Origin of the sequence: Rhodococcus sp. IEGM 1302 (genome assembly GCF_030056935.1) — a bacterium.
GTDB classification, from domain to species: Bacteria; Actinomycetota; Actinomycetes; order Mycobacteriales; family Mycobacteriaceae; genus Rhodococcus_F; species Rhodococcus_F qingshengii.
In genome coordinates, this window is sequence record NZ_JASHKY010000002.1 from 255643 (window position 1) to 272323 (window position 16681).

Annotated in this window: 18 protein-coding genes and 1 pseudogene; all 19 read left to right on the forward strand. The window is 59.9% G+C overall.

What is annotated here, in order from left to right; translation table 11 throughout:
• The first annotated feature begins 947 nt into the window (after positions 1-947).
• The 19 genes and pseudogenes from QM609_RS05845 (at position 948) to yut (ending at position 16618) form a co-directional block, all read left to right on the forward strand.
• The gene (locus tag QM609_RS05845) at positions 948-1697 is read left to right on the forward strand and encodes a Tox-REase-5 domain-containing protein (RefSeq protein WP_230587491.1); all 750 of its coding nucleotides are present in this window, start codon (positions 948-950) and stop codon (positions 1695-1697) included.
• A gap of 3 nt (positions 1698-1700) precedes the next feature.
• Positions 1701-2474: a hypothetical protein gene (locus tag QM609_RS05850; protein ID WP_228232371.1), complete on the forward strand. Its 774-nt coding sequence runs from the start codon at positions 1701-1703 to the stop codon at positions 2472-2474.
• A gap of 432 nt (positions 2475-2906) precedes the next feature.
• Positions 2907-3059, forward strand: a pseudogene (locus QM609_RS29245) (HNH endonuclease signature motif containing protein); the annotation flags it as partial.
• Positions 3010-3561 (forward strand): hypothetical protein, encoded by a 552-nt coding sequence (locus QM609_RS05855; RefSeq protein ID WP_128637879.1) that lies wholly within the window; start codon positions 3010-3012, stop codon positions 3559-3561. The pseudogene QM609_RS29245 and the gene QM609_RS05855, both read left to right, overlap by 50 nt.
• A 17-nt stretch (positions 3562-3578) precedes the next feature.
• Positions 3579-4325 carry a hypothetical protein gene (locus tag QM609_RS05860; protein WP_283337135.1) on the forward strand — a complete coding sequence of 249 codons (747 nt, stop codon included), beginning with the start codon at positions 3579-3581 and terminating at the stop codon, positions 4323-4325.
• 132 nt (positions 4326-4457) lie between these two features.
• Positions 4458-5279 (forward strand): hypothetical protein, encoded by an 822-nt coding sequence (locus QM609_RS05865; protein ID WP_143541217.1) that lies wholly within the window; start codon positions 4458-4460, stop codon positions 5277-5279.
• A 60-nt stretch (positions 5280-5339) separates the two neighbouring features.
• Entirely contained in the window at positions 5340-5759 is a 420-nt protein-coding gene (locus QM609_RS05870) for a hypothetical protein (protein WP_050655601.1), read from the forward strand.
• A gap of 43 nt (positions 5760-5802) precedes the next feature.
• The gene (locus QM609_RS05875) at positions 5803-5979 is read left to right on the forward strand and encodes a hypothetical protein (RefSeq protein WP_158656560.1); all 177 of its coding nucleotides are present in this window, start codon (positions 5803-5805) and stop codon (positions 5977-5979) included.
• Entirely contained in the window at positions 5976-6671 is a 696-nt protein-coding gene (locus QM609_RS05880) for an Imm52 family immunity protein (protein ID WP_228232375.1), read from the forward strand. The genes QM609_RS05875 and QM609_RS05880 overlap by 4 nt, the downstream gene beginning before the upstream one ends.
• 92 nt (positions 6672-6763) lie before the next feature.
• Complete coding sequence (locus QM609_RS05885; protein WP_283337137.1) at positions 6764-7819, forward strand: prenyltransferase/squalene oxidase repeat-containing protein; 1056 nt, start codon at positions 6764-6766, stop codon at positions 7817-7819.
• 510 nt (positions 7820-8329) lie between these two features.
• Positions 8330-10015: an ammonium transporter gene (gene amt / locus QM609_RS05890; RefSeq protein ID WP_007731720.1), complete on the forward strand. Its 1686-nt coding sequence runs from the start codon at positions 8330-8332 to the stop codon at positions 10013-10015.
• 51 nt (positions 10016-10066) lie between these two features.
• Positions 10067-10369, forward strand: coding sequence for an urease subunit gamma (locus QM609_RS05895; protein ID WP_007731718.1), 303 nt, complete (start codon positions 10067-10069; stop codon positions 10367-10369).
• A gap of 29 nt (positions 10370-10398) precedes the next feature.
• On the forward strand, positions 10399-10836 hold the full coding sequence (locus QM609_RS05900; protein ID WP_003943812.1) for an urease subunit beta: 438 nt from the start codon (positions 10399-10401) through the stop codon (positions 10834-10836).
• 35 nt (positions 10837-10871) lie between these two features.
• The gene (locus QM609_RS05905; RefSeq protein ID WP_003943847.1) at positions 10872-12590 is read left to right on the forward strand and encodes an urease subunit alpha; all 1719 of its coding nucleotides are present in this window, start codon (positions 10872-10874) and stop codon (positions 12588-12590) included.
• Positions 12591-12599: 9 nt separating this feature from the next.
• Positions 12600-13247 (forward strand): urease accessory protein UreE, encoded by a 648-nt coding sequence (locus QM609_RS05910; RefSeq protein ID WP_050655600.1) that lies wholly within the window; start codon positions 12600-12602, stop codon positions 13245-13247.
• The gene (locus QM609_RS05915) at positions 13231-13944 is read left to right on the forward strand and encodes an urease accessory protein UreF (RefSeq protein WP_047271507.1); all 714 of its coding nucleotides are present in this window, start codon (positions 13231-13233) and stop codon (positions 13942-13944) included. Before QM609_RS05910 ends, QM609_RS05915 begins: the two co-directional genes overlap by 17 nt.
• A 10-nt stretch (positions 13945-13954) precedes the next feature.
• The gene (gene ureG, locus QM609_RS05920) at positions 13955-14596 is read left to right on the forward strand and encodes an urease accessory protein UreG (protein ID WP_007731713.1); all 642 of its coding nucleotides are present in this window, start codon (positions 13955-13957) and stop codon (positions 14594-14596) included.
• Complete coding sequence (locus QM609_RS05925; protein WP_007731712.1) at positions 14593-15540, forward strand: urease accessory protein UreD; 948 nt, start codon at positions 14593-14595, stop codon at positions 15538-15540. Before ureG ends, QM609_RS05925 begins: the two co-directional genes overlap by 4 nt.
• 34 nt (positions 15541-15574) lie before the next feature.
• The gene (gene yut, locus QM609_RS05930; protein ID WP_030535783.1) at positions 15575-16618 is read left to right on the forward strand and encodes an urea transporter; all 1044 of its coding nucleotides are present in this window, start codon (positions 15575-15577) and stop codon (positions 16616-16618) included.
• Positions 16619-16681: the final 63 nt, after the last annotated feature.

Consider the following 16681-nt stretch of genomic DNA (forward strand, 5'->3'; position numbering starts at 1 on the left):
AACCCTGTCGGCGACGCAATACTCGCCAATCAAACCCAGGAGCCGATCACTTCGAACATCGGCGGGCAGGACTACACCACAGAACCTGCGGACCCGGCAGATTCAGACCTCGGCCATCTCATGTCCGGTGACCCTAACTCCGAGGTCTCCGAACCACCGATCACTGAAACAGGAACCGGAAACCCTGTCGGCGACGCAATACTCGCCAATCAAACCCAGGAGCCGATCACTTCGACATCGGCGGGCAGGACTACACCACCGAACCTGTCGTCACTGACACCTCCTTCACGGACGAAAACGGAACCAGCTGGTCTGGCACAGCCTCGAAAGTGCCGAACGTGTGGAGCTGGACGTACACCGACGCCCAGGGAGAAGAGCACGACCTGCAGGTCACCTACGACGAGCAGGGTCGCCCGCATCGGGTTTTCGACAACTACACCTCCACTCTGTACCTGTACGACTGGAGCACCGGCGAACCCGTTCTGATCGGCGACCCGCATTATCTGGACCCGGGCGTTGCTTTCGATCAGCCTTACACCGGCGAGATCATGAGCTTCGTTCTCCCACCATTGCGTGGGGGGCGTCTGATTGCTGGCGCAGTCCGGGCCGAAGACCTGATCGTCTCGAACCGGACAACACCGACCCGGCCCCCGACCAGCGCACCGTCTGTTCCGGCGCAGAGTGTTCCCCGGCCGGGTGGAGTGCCACCGCGCGGCATACCCGTCATCGACGGCACCGTTCCACCTGCCGAGCATGACCAACCCTCTGTTCCGTCCGTGAATGAACCTGCACGCCCGGATCCCACGATTCCGGAACCCTCGCAACCCACTTTTCCCGGCGATCCCGATCGTGGCGAGTGGGAATCACCCTCGCCCGGTGAGGTTGCTGATCCGGGGTCGAACCCAGAACCGAAGGCTCCCTCGCCAGGTCACGTCGAGGAACCGAGTGTGCCGACTTTGCCCGATGTCGGTCATGTGCCGGTGAATCCGGATGCTCCCGGCGCTCCGCAGCAACCCGGACCACCGGAATTCGACCCCTTCGCCACCGATCCGAGCACGATCGAGCAGCCAGGTGTTATTCCAGGTCCGACAGACCGGCCGACTGTCGCTACTCCGCCGCTACAGCCCGATTCTGGCGAACCAGGCGTATCGCTTCCGATTACAAACACGCAGACGGATCCTGGCGGAATCGAAACCGGTGAACCCGCAGACGTTCCTGCAGGTCGTATTCCGATACTCGGAGATCCTGAGGGCGGTCACGGTATTTGGGACAACGCCTATCCATCAGAGATCGCGTCGATGTTCGACCAGAACGGCAATTTGACACCCAACGCAGCTTTTCAGCAGTTGGTTACCGGAGTTGACCCAGCGTTCACTTACTACCTTCCGGCGCCTTTCAGACCAACCGGGCGCATCAGTATCGACAACTGGATCCGAGAACTCAATATTCTTCAAGAGGTCAAAGGTAATTACGACATGCTGTTCAGACCGCATGTACCAGACTTCATGCGCGACAATATTGTCGATGGCATGCTTGAGCAAGCTGAGCGACAGGTCCGAGCCATAGCTCTTGCGGGCAGCGATGCACACCTCCAATGGGTGTTTCTGCAAGAACAAGCTGCGCAGATAATGGAGGATGCGTTCGACGAGGTAATCGGGCTGGAGAACATCAACATCATCGTATTTGGAGGGGAGTGAAGAGTGCCTACATCATCACTGCGCCGCAATCCTACGGCGGGCTTGACAGTGAAGGTCATTCCACGAAAGGGTGCGCCTGAAAGCGAGGCCGTCACGGCCGCGCTCGTTGCACGTTCGCTACGATTGCTTCGCGACATCGATCCTGTCTTCGACGTCGACTTGTACCAAACAGTAGGCGATGCCCTCCCCGACGGTGCCGGAGTCGAGCAAGCCTTGGCGTCGAATATCCGTCAGATCCTTGTGCCTCCGACGGAAAAATCGATCGAAGCCGCATTGATCGAGCGCAGACGATCCCCTGATGCCACCGGCGGTATGTATCCCCTCTCATTGGGACGACATATGACCCTGTATTCACCCGCTGGAGACGTCAAAGTCGTTGTTAGTTTCGGGGGCACCTCAGGGTCCGGCGCATTCGCATGTGCCTTTGCCGACGAATCACTGATTTCGCTGGCATCGAAGCTCGTACAGGGACTAGCCGACATCTGGGACTCGCGTGTCACCGTGCTCTACCGCCGAACCGAATCATCGCCTCAGCGCAACGTACCGGGTGACGCAATCGTGGGCAGTTGCACCTACTTCGGTCCTGAGTTGCCGATCAAGGAAACGCAGCTCCCGCCCAGCGTGGAGGCATTTCCCTACCATGACGGCACAATCGTCATCCAGAAGAATCTGTCCACGCCGGTAACCGTCGAGGACATCCGAAGCATCCGCGCAGCAGCAGGACTGCCGACCGAACGACCGGAGATTCCTCTACCCAAAGGTTTCAGACGGCTGTGAGCCCTACGTTGGGCGCACTCGGGGCTGCCTGCAGGTAGGGATGGCGCGGACCGACCAGCCTGCCCGCAATTACCGCGCCGCGATCCCGATCCGGCTACGCACCAGCTGATCGACGCTCCGGGTGGAGTGCCACCGCGCGGCATACCCGCCATCGACGGTACCGTTCCACCTGCCGAGCATGATCAACCCTCTGTTCCGTCCGTGAATGAACCTGCACGCCCGGATCCCGCGATTCCGGAACCCTCGCAGATAGTGCTTGATACTGAGGGATGATGTCCGGACTGCCAGGTAGGCCGGGGCTAATTGTGCGGATGATTCGTGGGTCGGTAGTGAGGCGGTCAGCGGAGACCATACCGTTTTCGAAGGCGGGCGGCCGGCTGCGGCCTTTGTCTATGGCGTCGAACCCTTCGGCGATCCAGTCGATGTGGGAGATTCCGGCGCGGTCGAAGGCGCTGGGAGGTGCATCACATACTTCCCCGAAAGTACGGAGGTACGAATGAATTCTGGAATCTAGTTCCCCTGCCCACTTCTATACATGCACTCTTCACTCGATGGTGGGAATTTTATGCCGATATCTATAACTGATGCGCTGGAGTCCTATCCCGACATCCAGCGGGTCCTAGTCCCGACGCATCCAGGCCGATCATTTGACGTCTACAACACATACGACCCGCCGGCAGAGGCTGAAGAGGTGTCTCAGTATTGGAACCTAGATACCCTGCCGAGAGATCTCTTCGATTTATGGAGAAGTGCGAGAGAATGCAGACTTCACCACGATAGGGGCTTAGGAAAGGACGGAATAACACTCCTTTCTCCGCCTAAAGCTCGAGAAGTTACGGAACGCGAGCTGGAATTCTGGGATGACGAGGATGGGCGCTTCTTGAAGAGTGACATAATAATCGGCACAATGGTGGTCGAGCCAGATTTCATTGTATTCGACACAAGAAAAAACGACTTCAATGTTCTGTTAGCTTCAACTCTCGACGGACGTGAGGACTGGCCTATCGTGGGGCGGAATATTTCCGACTTCTTGCTGCGTTATCGTGATTTACCTGGAGAAAGCCACTGGCAGCGCTCGATCGTTTGATACACCGGAGAGCGAAGTTGGCTTCCATCCTCGAGGGAATCGATGGCTTGGCCATGTCGACCCCGAGGAAGGGGCGCGGTTCTGCATGGGAGCGGGTGTTGAAGTCTGCGGCGAGCAACCTTGGCCCAGAGTGGGTTGTGGCACGATCTGGCACTCAGGCGGAGTTGATCCATCTACCAGTGCGATGGTGGTTCAATTCCATTGGGTTGGATCCCAAACCGAATCGGGAAGAGCTGACCTTCAGTCATGCGCCCCTGATGAGAGAATTCACGCCGGGCACTATCACCTTTCGACAGAGTTCATATCAACCTGGTCCCACAGATTCTGAACCACCGAATATTCAGATGGACATCTTCGATACCCGCGGTGCTGCGGAGATCGTGCGCTGGTGGGCGCTCGGTCCGTCCACCAAGTTCTTTGCTGCAGCGCCGCTTCCCGACTCGGTAGCTGCAGCCGAGCAGGCTTATGCCGACCGCAAGGAAGAGCCTTGCCGGGATTGGATGATTTCGGCTGGACTGCGGGTGATAGCTGACACCGGTTCGCCAATCGAGGTCATCGACAGCGTCCTCTGGGAGTTGGCTCGCCGTGATGTCGGTGGCCACGTCCAAAGTTTCTGGCGAGAATTTCGCGCGGTCGCGGAAAACAGAGACCGACTAGCGACATTGCAGTGGCTGGACGAAGAACGACGTCGTTCTGTAAAGGATGCATACGGGCTTCGGGATTCTGCGTTTGCCGATGTGATTTCCCGTACTGAGGACTCGTAGCCGAGGGAAGTAGGCGTGAGGGAGTGGAATCGGATGGATCGCGCGCCGCGTCGGAGAACCGCTGGCGGTGCGCACAGTCGCTCCTTTTCGTCTACCAAATAATACGAATGGTCCTTTATGGCAAGCATGCACATGAGCGATGACAAGCCTAAGTCGCCGAAATCGGTCACTGAGGTCCTGGAGTCCCTGGGAATGGACCGGGATCAGTTGCGGGAGATGGCGATAGATGCGATCGCGGACCTCACTCCGAAAAAGGGGAGAGGCGCTGCGTGGGAGAAGGTGTTGGGAGCGGCAGTGGAGACGCTCGGCCCGAACTGGACGATCATCGGGAGCGGGTTGCGAGCCAAGCTGCTGCACACTCCGGTGCGATGGTTTTTCGACACCGTCGGGATCGATCCGATTCCCAACCGTGAGAAACTGACGATTACTCACCTACCACTCATCGAACCCCTCGATCCCGGAACACTCACTGAGTGGCAGGACCACTACGACAGCAGGCATTGCGGACACGACTACCATGGCCGCCAGATTGATATCTTTGATACCGTCTCCGCTGCCGAGCTAGTGATCTGGTGGGCTGAGGGGCCAGCATCCGAGCTGTTCGACGCACGATCGGAGGCGGCACTCACCCCACTCCGTGAGAAGCAGTACCTTGAGCGCAATCAGTCGGGTCCAGCACGCTGGACAATCTTGGCGGGGCTGCGTGTGATCACTGACACCGGTTCACCGCTCGAGGTTATCGACAACGCAATTGAATACTTCCGCGGCTGGGTTGCCGACCCGAAAGCTCCACTTGTGATGTTCTGGACACAGTTTCGTGAAGTCGCTGCTGCCGATGATCGTGAGAGGACACTGCGGTGGCTCGACGAGCATCGCCGTGCCGCGGTGCGTGAGCACTACCCGTTACCGGATTCGGTGTTCGCCGACGTTCTCGAAGACCTGGGCGACGGCTAGCCATGTGAGTGCAAGAATCTCGGATTTGCTTCGACCACAACACTTCAAGGGGAGAAATTAATGGACTACTGGGTCGTCGTCCCGGAAGAGCCAGGGTTTGTCGGGGATCGTACAGTTGTCGATACCGCAACCTTGCCGCCGACGGTGGAGAGGGCTCACTTCGTGTTCACCCGGCAACCTACCGACGGACTGATCGGCGCCGGCCCGCTGGTGTTGGTGGACCGTGAGACCGCGGAAGCGCTCGAGGACAACGTCTTCGGCGAAGTGTCCCTTCATCCGGCGGACCTCGATACGGACCCGGCGTCGGGGTTGTTGCGGGTTCCCGACTTCGTGTGGTGCCAGGTGCATGGGCAAGCGGGGATGCTCGATATCGGCCTCACCGAGGACGGTCGCCTGGTGATGTCGGGGCAAGCGTTGCTGGTGTTCCACTCTTTCGGTGGCGGTGTCGACAACGCCACCATCTCCGAATGGCTCGGCTGAACCAACTTGCCCAACATATGCTTTGCCGTGGTGAAACTATGTGATGGCATGCCTTGAGCGCAGCGCGCTCCCCCAAGTCGCCGTGATCGAGGAACTACCCACTGACACGTTGATCCGGTTGGGAGACAAGCCTATGCACGTCCATGCCGCCGACATCGTGGCAGTGCGCGCAGTGTCGGGCTATGGAGATCAGGTCGGATTGGAAAGGACGGGGCGATGAGCATAGTCGGGCGATGGCCGACCGTGATCGGATATTGGGGCACGCGGGTGCAGTCGAGTCAGGAAGTGGCGCAGACGATGCGGGCCTTCCTCGACGATCTGGAAGAGATCGACCCGGAGTTGGCGTTGCCGTGGGTGTACACCAAAAAACTGGACAAAGGCCCCGCGGATCTCAGTGTGGACGGGTTGGTGAAAATCTTCGAGCATTCCCGCTCGAAGGAGATGGGGTATTCGGACACCCCCGGACCGGGGTACAGCATCGGTTTGTCGCCCGAGGACGGGACCGCGCGGCGGATTATCGCCGGGGTCGGCGGCTTAGAAACCAGCGCCCCCAACAGTGTCCGGGTGTCGTTGCCGACGGAGACGCAGCTCACCGACAGCACCCGGCAGCTGCTCGGCCCTGACATCGGAGACGCGATCATGAAAGTTATCGTCAAGCATTGGAAACCGGATCGAGCTCGGTGGAGCATCGGCGACTACATAGATCTTCAGAAGCGGTCGAAAGCTGAGGTCGAGGTGGGATGGGAAACATACTTCCATTCAGGAGTTACGTTCGATCGCAGCGCGCTGCCCCAATCTGCGGTGGTAGAGGAACTGCCCACTGGCACGTTGATTCGGTTGGGGGACAAGCCTATGCAGGTCGCTGCCGCCGACATCGTGGCGGTGCGGGCGGCGTTGGGTTATCCGGTGTAGGCCACGCAACGGGTCCGGAGTTCACCATTGCATCAGACGTCGAGAAATGTGTTAACCGGATGGCCTGCTTCGCCTTTCGATAGTATTGCCAGATGGCACCCCGAGCCGACTTGCTCGCGTGGCTCCTCGATTCGGATCCGGCGATTCGGTGGCAGGTGGAGCGCGACCTGCTGAACGAAGCGCCCACTGTGTGGGCGGCGACGCGCGCGTCGATCGCTACCAAAGGATTTGGTGCACGCCTGCTTTCATTGCAGGATCGAGACGGCCAATGGACGGGTGGGGCGTTCTTCCCGGCAGAATTCGACTTCGTGGGACCCGAAGCAGCAGAAGAAGGTTCGCAACCCTGGACAGCAACTACTTGGACGCTCAACTCCTTGCGTGAGTGGGGCCTCGACGCCAGTGTTCTGCGGGAGCGTCGTACCGCAGAACTGCTCGCGGAGAACTGTCGCTGGGAGTACGAGGGCCGGCCGTACTGGGACGGTGAGGTCGATTGCTGCATCAACGCCTGGACGGTGGCAAACGGTGTGTGGCTCGACATGCGCGTTGATGAACTGGCTGATTGGTTTGTGCGGCATCAACTTCCGGATGGTGGTTGGAACTGCGAGTGGATCGAAGGTTCGACCCGATCGTCGTTCCATTCGACCCTCAATTCACTCAAAGGGCTTCTCGCGTACGAGATCGCGACCGGGGGAACAATTGAGACGCGCGCGGCTCGACGATCCGGTGAGGAATTCTTGCTGCAGCGCGGTCTGTTCCGGAGACTCTCGACCGGGGAACCGGTGGGGGACTGGATCGGCCGGTTCGCGTACCCGTTCCGGTGGCGTTACAACGTGCTCAACGCAGCCGACTACTTCCGCGAAGCGTCGTTGTCGGATGGAAATGAGCCTGATCCGCGAATGGCGGACGCGATCGAGATGATCCGGGCCGCTCGAGCCTCGGATGGGACGTGGCTCCAGGCCGGTCGCCAACCGGGGCGGGTGTGGTTCGAGGTCGACACAAAGGCGGGGGAGTCGTCGAAGTGGCTGACTTTGTCCGGCATCCGAGTGCTCGCCTGGTGGGATCAATCCTCCCCTCTAGGGTTCTGCATAACAAAAGAGTTACAGCGAAAGTCATTTCACCTTCAAAGGTTATCGAAAGGTGATCTTTGATCTTCCAGTCGAAATATCCAGTACGGATTAAGAACATATTAACGACAGGATTGCCCTCAGTGCGGTGAAGGTTAATCATCTGAACAGGTGAGAAGATGTTCGGTGAAATTACCTACCCGATTGGATAGGCGGGTCACCGACGTTGGTAATCGCATAAGGTGCTCGCGATTGTCTTGGTTAGGGAGCTAAGTCCCGAGCTGGAAACGGCATTTCTGCTCCGAAAGTGGCGCTCACCTGCGGCTACGTTCCCCATTTTGCAGGACTTAAACCACTTTCGGCGAGATTTAGTCTCGCAATTGCAGGTTGTGGAGCGTCCGCAATGTTTAGGCAAAGTCCCATCTTTTCCCAGAACAATGCTCTACTAAACGTGAAAACCGGATGTTCCCCCGATTTTGCTGAGAAGGTGCAACTATGGGGCGTAGCGTAACTGTCGCAGCGAACCGGAACATCGCGAATTGCTGCTCTAACCAATGACTTTGTTCAGGTCCGAATAATGCTCGGAGGTCGTCGATGTCGATGGAAATGGTGTTAGCCGAAGCAGTGATAGACAGTGGGGACACGGCGTGGGTGCTGATCTCCGCGGGTCTGGTTCTCTTCATGGTTCCCGGACTCGCCTTCTTCTACGCCGGTCTGGTGCGTGGTAGCAGTGCGCTCGTCATGTTGCAGCAGAACCTCGTCCCACTCGGACTCGTCTCGATTACCTGGGTCGTGTTCGGATACAGCTTCGCGTTCAGTGGAGACTGGGGTTCCGGCTTCCTCGGTGACCTCAAATTGTTCGGCTTGCAGGACATACACACAGCCGCCGCCCCGGGCTTCCACCTGATCGAAGGTGCAGTCGCGGTACCGACTCTGGCGTTCGTGGTCTATCAGATGATGTTCGCGATCATCACGCCCGCGCTGATCACCGGTGCGACCGCAAACCGGCTCAAGCCCTTGGGCTGGGCCGTTCTGCTCGTGCTGTGGTCGATCATCGTCTACCCCCCGATTGCGCACTGGCTCTTCAATCCCGAAGGCTGGTTGGCGCTCCGCGGAGCTCAGGACTGGGCCGGCGGAATTGTCGTCCACGCATCCGCCGGCGCCGCCGCCCTGGCAATCTTGCTGGTGGTCGGTAAACGTCCGGGATGGCCCAACGCCGAGGCAGTCCCGCACTCGGTGCCTCTGGCGTTGATCGGCGCAGGCATCCTGTGGTTCGGCTGGTTCGGATTCAACGCAGGCGACGGATTGGCCGCCGATGGTGTTGCGGCACAAGCCTTGATGAACACTCACATCGCCGCAGCGGGCGGTATGGTCGTCTGGCTCGTCATCGAAAGGTACACCGAGGGCAAGGCCACGGCGATCGGCGGAATCACCGGCGCGGTAGCCGGTCTCGCGACCGTCACCCCTTGCGCCGGCTTCGTCAGCACCTTCTCCGCGTTGGCGATCGGCGCGCTTGCCGGACTGGTCTGCCACTTCGCGCTCGCGCTCAAGTCGATCTTCAAGTTCGACGACGCGCTCGACGTCATCGCGGTCCACTTCATCGGCGGCATCCTCGGTTCACTCCTTCTCGGTTTGTTCGGCGAAAAAGCCATCAATTCGATCGGCCGCGACGGACTCTTCTTCGGCGGCGGGGCAGGACTACTCGGCGAGCAGGCGCTGGCGTTGATCGTCGTCATCGCTTTCTCGTTCGTGGTGACCTGGCTGATCGCCACGGGCATCGAGAAGACCATCGGTCTCAAGCTGGCCCCGAAAGACCAGGTGGACATCGACCGTCGTCAGCAAGGCATGGACGCATACCGCTACAACGCCGCATTCGTGGACGCGGGTGGTGCGCCGCAGACCAGCGGGTTCGACTCGGGGGTCCTGGTCGAGGGGGCAAAACTTGTTCCGAACCTCGGCGCCCCGAAGCACGAACTCATCACCGCGGTATTGCAGACCATCGAGTCCGAGAAGCTACGGGAGGCGCTGCTGGCCGCCGGAGCGGAGTCGATAGTCGTATCGGAAGCGCATGTCTCCGCGAGTGACTCGGCCTCGCTCAAGTTCCGCGGACAACGCAACGACGTCGTGTTCACCGAGCGGTTGCGTGTCGAGGTGCTGGTCGCCTCGGAACATGCACAGGCGGTTCTGGACGCGATCAACGAGTACTCGGGCGGCAGGAGGAGCGGTTTCGTCCAGCAAGCGGCCGAACCTCTCACCGAAGCGACGGAACAGGGGAGCTGACATGTATTCGACGACAGGGAGTTACCGCATGATCGACAAGGAGCGTTCAGAATGCATCTGACACCGCGAGAACTCGACAAGCTGACAATCCTCATGTTGGCGGATGTCGCACTGAGGCGAAAGGCAAAGGGGCTCAAACTCAATCACCCGGAGTCCGTCGCAGTTATCACTGCAGCCGCCCTGGAGGGAGCTCGGGAGGGCAAGACTCTCGAGGAGGTCATGGCCGACGCATCGCACGCCTTGACGGTCGACGACGTGATGGACGGTGTGGCGGAGATGATTCCACGTGTGCAGGTCGAGGCGGTGTTCCTCGACGGTAGCCGGCTCGTCACCGTGCACTCTCCGATCCAGTAGCCCGACCGAGATGTCAGGAGCACTCCAAGATGGCAAGCAAATCGACGAAGAAGGATTCCGGCGGCGAGAAGAAAGTACCGGTCGGCGGATACGTGTTGCGGGACGAGCCGATCGAACTCAACGAGGGCCGTCCACGTTTGAAGTTGCGAGTCCGAAACACCGGTGACCGTCCCATCCAGGTGGGTTCGCACTACCACTTCATGGAAGTCAATCGCGCGTTGTCCTTCGATCGTGAACAGTCCTTCGGCTGGCGCCTCGACATTCCCGCGGGCACGGCGGTCAGGTTCGAGCCGGGCGACGAGAAGGAAGTGACGTTGGTGCCGTTCGGCGGCAAGCAACGAGTGCAAGGCTTCAACGGACTTGTCGACGGTTGGGCGCCGACCCACGCCGCCTACCGGCCGAGGCTCCCCGGAGCCGTCCAGCGTGCCGAAGAACTCGGCTTCCTGTCCGAACCTCAAACCGACTGATTCTCGTTCACGGCGGACGAAGGAGAGCAACACCAATGACAAGCATTTCGAGACAAGAGTATTCGGGTCTGTTCGGGGTCACCACGGGTGACCAGATCAGGCTGGGTAATACCGACCTGTACATCGAGGTCGAGGAAGATCTTCGAACGATCGGCGACGAGTCGATCTACGGCGGCGGCAAGACGCTGCGCGACGGCATGGGCCAGGATCCGGAGTCGTGCAGCATCGACGGTGCCCTCGACCTCGTGATCACCAACGTGGTCATCGTCGATGCAACCATCGGCGTCGTCAAGGCAGACGTGGGAATCAAAGACGGCAAGATCGTCGGCTGGGGCAAGGCGGGAAACTCCAGCACGATGGAAGGCGTCACCCCGGGGCTGACCACCGGTCCGGCGACCGACGCGATTTCCGGTGAGCAGATGATCCTCACTGCAGCCGGCATCGATCCGCACGTGCACCTCGTGTCACCACAGCAGGCGTACCACGCGCTCAGTGGGGGAGTGACGACGCTGATCGGTGGCGGCATCGGCCCGACCGACGGAACCAACGGCACCACCATCACTTCCGGTATCTGGAACATGGAGATGATGCTCAAGGCCAACGAGGGTTTGCCGGTCAACGTCTGCATGTTGGGCAAGGGGAACTCGTCCGGGCATCAGTCGCTGGTCGAACAGATCAAGGCCGGTGCGGCCGGTCTGAAGGTCCACGAGGACTGGGGCGCGACACCGGCCACAATTCGTGAGTCTCTTCGGGTGGCAGACGAAATGGACGTTCAGGTCGCCATTCACACGGATACCCTCAATGAGGCCGGATACGTCGAGGACACCATCGCGGCCTTCGAAGGCCGTACCATTCACACCTATCACAGCGAGGGTGCGGGTGGTGGTCACGCACCCGACATTCTGCGGGTGACGGGCGAGGACAACGTACTTCCGGCGTCGACCAATCCGACGTTGCCGTACGGCATCAACACTCAGGCCGAGCTCTTCGACATGATCATGGTCTGTCACAACCTCAATCCCAAAGTGCCCTCGGATGTTTCGTTTGCCGAGTCCCGCGTTCGCGCCGAGACGATCGGTGCCGAGAACGTACTGCAGGACATGGGCGTCATCTCGATGTTCTCGAGTGACTCACAGGCGATGGGCCGGGTTGGAGAAAACTGGCTACGCGCGATCCAAACAGCGGACTGCATGAAGCGGTCCCGCGGAAAGCTGCCCGAGGATTCACCGACGCACGACAACTTCCGCGTGTTGCGCTACGTCGCGAAGGTCACGATCAATCCCGCGTTGACGTTCGGTCTTTCGCATGTGGTCGGGTCGATCGGTGTCGGGAAGATGGCGGATCTTGTTCTCTGGGAGCCCGCATTTTTCGGTGCGAAGCCGAAGACGATCATCAAGAACGGTCTGATCAGTTGGCATGCCATGGGAGATCCGAATGCTTCACTCCCGACACCACAACCGGTGATCTACCGGCCGATGTTCGGTGGATTCGGCAAGGCGTTGCCGCAGAGTTCGGTCTCGTTCGTCTCGCGAGCGGCACTCGACGACGGCATCAAGGACCGGCTCGGTCTCGAACGTCAGGTTGTTGCTGTCGAGGGGACCAGAACAGTCACCAAGCGTGATCTGGTTCGCAACTCGGCCACTCCGGAAATCAAGGTGGACCCGGAGACCTTCGCGGTGACTGCGGACGGCGTCCACGCATACGTCGAACCTGCCGAATCCATTCGCTTGAACCAACTTTACTTCTTCAGTTAGGGGTCTCCAGTGTCGGGAACAATCACACACACGCACGGCGCCGATGCGACGCCACACACGCACGGCGAGATGACCGCGCCGAGCGGAAAGCCGACGCGAGTCGACGCGCTGCTCGGGAAGGAGACCGACGAGGAGTGGGCCGGTCGACTCGACAATGCGGTAGTCGACGTCTTGTCGCTCGATCAGTGGGAAGCGCAGAAGAGTCGGTTACGACGCACCACGATCGGTGGCCGTGAATTGGCCGTCTCGCTCGATCGGGGTATTCAGTTGCAGGACGGCGACATTCTGCTGTGGGACGAGCAGGCGAACACCGTCGTCGTGGCGAGGATCAACCTCAAGGACGTGTTGGAGATCGACCTGAGCGCACTGGTCGAGGTGACGCCCGAGAAGATGATTCAGACGTGCTTGGAGTTGGGACATGCCGTGGGTAACCAGCACTGGCCTGCGGTGGTGAAGGGAATGAAGGTCTACGTTCCGTTGACGGTCGACAAGGCGGTCATGGGCTCGGTGATGCGGACACATGCTTTCGAGGGCATCGAGTACACCTTCATCCCGGGCGCCGAGGTCATTCCCTACATCGCTCCACACGAGGCACGCCGTTTGTTCGGTGCGGCCGCGCGTGAGGGCGAGGGGCATACCCATGACCCTCTCGTCTGAGGGATCCGGGCTCAGCATCAACCGCGCGATGCGGATGATGCAGTTTTCCGATTCCATGTTCCCGGTCGGTTCCTTCTCGTTCTCCAACGGTTTGGAATCGGCCGTGGCGCAGGGAATTGTCACGGGTGGTCCGTCGCTGCGGGAGTTTGTGCTCTCGGCCGCCCATCAGGGCGCGACGTGCGACGGTATCGCCGTACTCGCGGCGCACCGGGGTGCGGCAGCCGGTGATTTCTCGGCGATCCTCGCCGCTGATCATGCAGTGATCGAACGCAAACTCAACGAAGAAGCACGCACGATGAGTACCCGCATGGGTAAGAAGTTGGCCGAACTCGGCGGGCGCTTGGCCGGTGAGACCCTGTTCAACAAGTGGTTGGCCGCGATCGCATCGGGGGAGACGCCGGGTACCTACCCCGTCGGCCTCGGAATTGCTTTCGCGGAGATGGGTTCTCCGGAAGAGGACGCTTTCACGGTCAATCAGTACGGTGTCGCGATGACGTTGCTCGGCGCTGCCCTTCGTATCGTCCGAGTCGATCACCTCACGACGCAAGAGATTCTGTTCGAGGTCAATCAGAGCGCCGGCCGTGAGTACGCCGCAGTGCGTGACTACGGACTCGACGACATGTCCAATTTCGCCCCGATGATCGACATTCTGGCTGCGGTTCACGTCAAGGCGCACGTCCGAATGTTCATGAACTAGAAGGAGAACGATGAAGAAGACAACGCGCATCGGAATCGGCGGACCCGTGGGTTCGGGTAAGACCGCACTCATCGAGGCGATCACGCCGGAGTTCATCAAGCGGGGCACCAGCGTTCTGATCATCACCAATGACGTGGTCACCACCGAAGATGCCAAGCATGTGCGCAAGGCTCTCAAAGGTGTTCTCGTGGAGGAACGTATCGTCGGCGTGGAGACGGGAGCCTGCCCACACACCGCCGTCCGCGAAGACCCGAGTATGAATCTCGCGGCGGTCGAGGACATGGAGAAAACGTTCCCGGACACCGACGTGGTGTTCATCGAAAGTGGTGGCGACAACCTCACACTGACGTTCAGTCCAGCTCTGGTCGACTTCTTCATCTACGTCATCGACGTAGCCGCAGGCGACAAGATTCCGCGCAAGAACGGTCCGGGAATCTCGCAGTCCGACATCCTGGTCATCAACAAGACCGATCTCGCACCGTACGTCAACGCCGATCTCGGAGTCATGGATCGCGACTCCAAGGGGATGCGCGGCGACAAGCCGTTCGTCTTCACCAATTGCATGACCGGGGAAGGCATCAAGGAAGTGGTGGACCTCATCGTGCACGGAGTCCTCTTCGACGAAGAGGAAGTGGGAGCGAGCGCACCGTGAGCGCAACGTCCGTCCCGGGAGCATCGCGGTCGCTCCCGGGGCCGATCCCGACCATCCCGGAACTCGACCAGTACCAGGACCAGCCGAAGCAGGCCCCGGCCGGCAAGGTCGGGAAGACCGGCGTTCTCGAGATGCGATTTGTCGACCGTGGCGACAAGACGATTCTGCGGGACATGTACCGCAAGACACCGCTGCTCGTTCAGCAGGCGCTGTACTGGGACGAAGCGTTGCCGACCATGCCGTGCGTCTACATGATCTCGACGTCCGGCAGTGTGTTGCAAGGCGATCGACTGTTCCTGACCATCGAGATGGAACCGGGTTCCCTCGCGCACGTGACCACTCAGTCGGCCACCAAGGTTCACCGGATGGATGCCAATCACGCGTCGCAACTCCAGAAAGTGGTGCTCGCGGAGAATTCGTATCTCGAACTGATGCCCGGGGTGACGATCCCACACCGCAACGCGAGGTACTACGCGCGCACCGACATCACGGTGGATCCGACTGCAACGCTGTTGTTCTCGGAGATCGTGATGTCGGGTCGCAAGTACCACGACGGCGGAGAGATGTTCGTCTACGACCTGTACTCCACAATGATCAAGGCGGAGCGTCCGGACGGGAAGAACCTCTTCACCGAGAAATTGGTGATCGAACCGGCACGCTTCCCCGTGCGATACGGCGGAATCATGGGCGACCACGACGTGTTCGGCAATGTCATCCTGCTGACACCGAAGGAGCACGCCGACGCGATTCTCGAAGAGGTAGTTCCGGGCCGTGACGGCAAGGTCGTTTCCGGAGCGAGTCGGCTACCGAACGACGCCGGTCTCATCTTCAAAGTCCTCGGTCCGGAGAGCGAACCCGTCAAGGCGAAGGTTCGTGATTTCTGGGCTCTGGTGCGAAAGGCAGTTCTGGACACCACCATTCCGCCCGTCCCGCTGTGGGGATGACGCGGATCGTCGGAGAAGGATCGAGGGACGTGCGATGACCACCATCACCAAACCCTGGGACGACGTCGCGGACAAGAACGTCGTGCTCAGATTCATCGACACCAATCTCAAAGGCTCCGGGCAGGTGATGTTCCAGGGCAATGCGCTGACGGGCCTGCTGTTTCTGGTCGGTATCTTCTGGGGAGCGATAGCCGCGGACACGATCACCGTAGCAATTGGTGCCGTGGTGGGTCTGGTGGTATCCACCGTCACCGGGATGATGCTGCACTCCGACGACGATTCGATGCGTATCGGCCTGTACGGATACAACGGAGTTCTTGTGGGAGCTGCCTTTCCGACGTTCCTTGCCGGCGGTGTGATGCTGTGGATCTACCTCGTGGTGGGAGCTGCCGCGTCGACGATCGCGTTCCTGGCCGTTGCCAATGTCTTCAAGACGTGGGGCGTACCGGCGCTGACCTTTCCGTTCAACCTCGTCAACTGGTTCTTCCTCCTCGCGGCGTTCCAGTTCCTGCGGATCGAAACGTCAGACCTCAGCGCGGGCCAGTTTCCCCAGCACATCGGGGACGCGTCAGTTCATGCCGAAATTACTTTCAGCTTCCTGTGGGACACGCTGTTCCGCAACGTCTCCCAGATCTTTCTGATCAACAACACCGTCACCGGCATTATCTTCGTGATCGCGCTGCTGGTCGCGTCGCGTTGGGCGGCGTTGTTCGCGCTCATCGGTTCCGCGATAGCGATGGGTTCGGTACTGGCGCTGGGCGCAAACACCGTCGACATCGGCAATGGTCTCTACGGGCTCAGTTCGGTGCTGACGGCAATTGCTCTCGGATCGGTGTTCTACAACCCGTCGTGGCGTGTGTTCGTCTACACCGTCTTCGGAGTACTGGTGACTGTTGTCATCCACGGCACGCTGGTGTCTGCCTTTGCTCCGATCAGCCTGCCGGCCGGAACGGGCCCGTTCGTCTTCGCGACGTGGCTGTTCCTGCTGCCGAAGAAGAAGTTCGTTCCCATCCAGCACGACACCATCGAGGGTGGAGCGGCCGAGGGCAAGGATTCGATCGCGAAGGCGAACGGATAGGGCTCGAACGGGCAGAAGTTCCTAGATCGTTCCGCTATGGCACCCTCGCGAACCGGTATCACT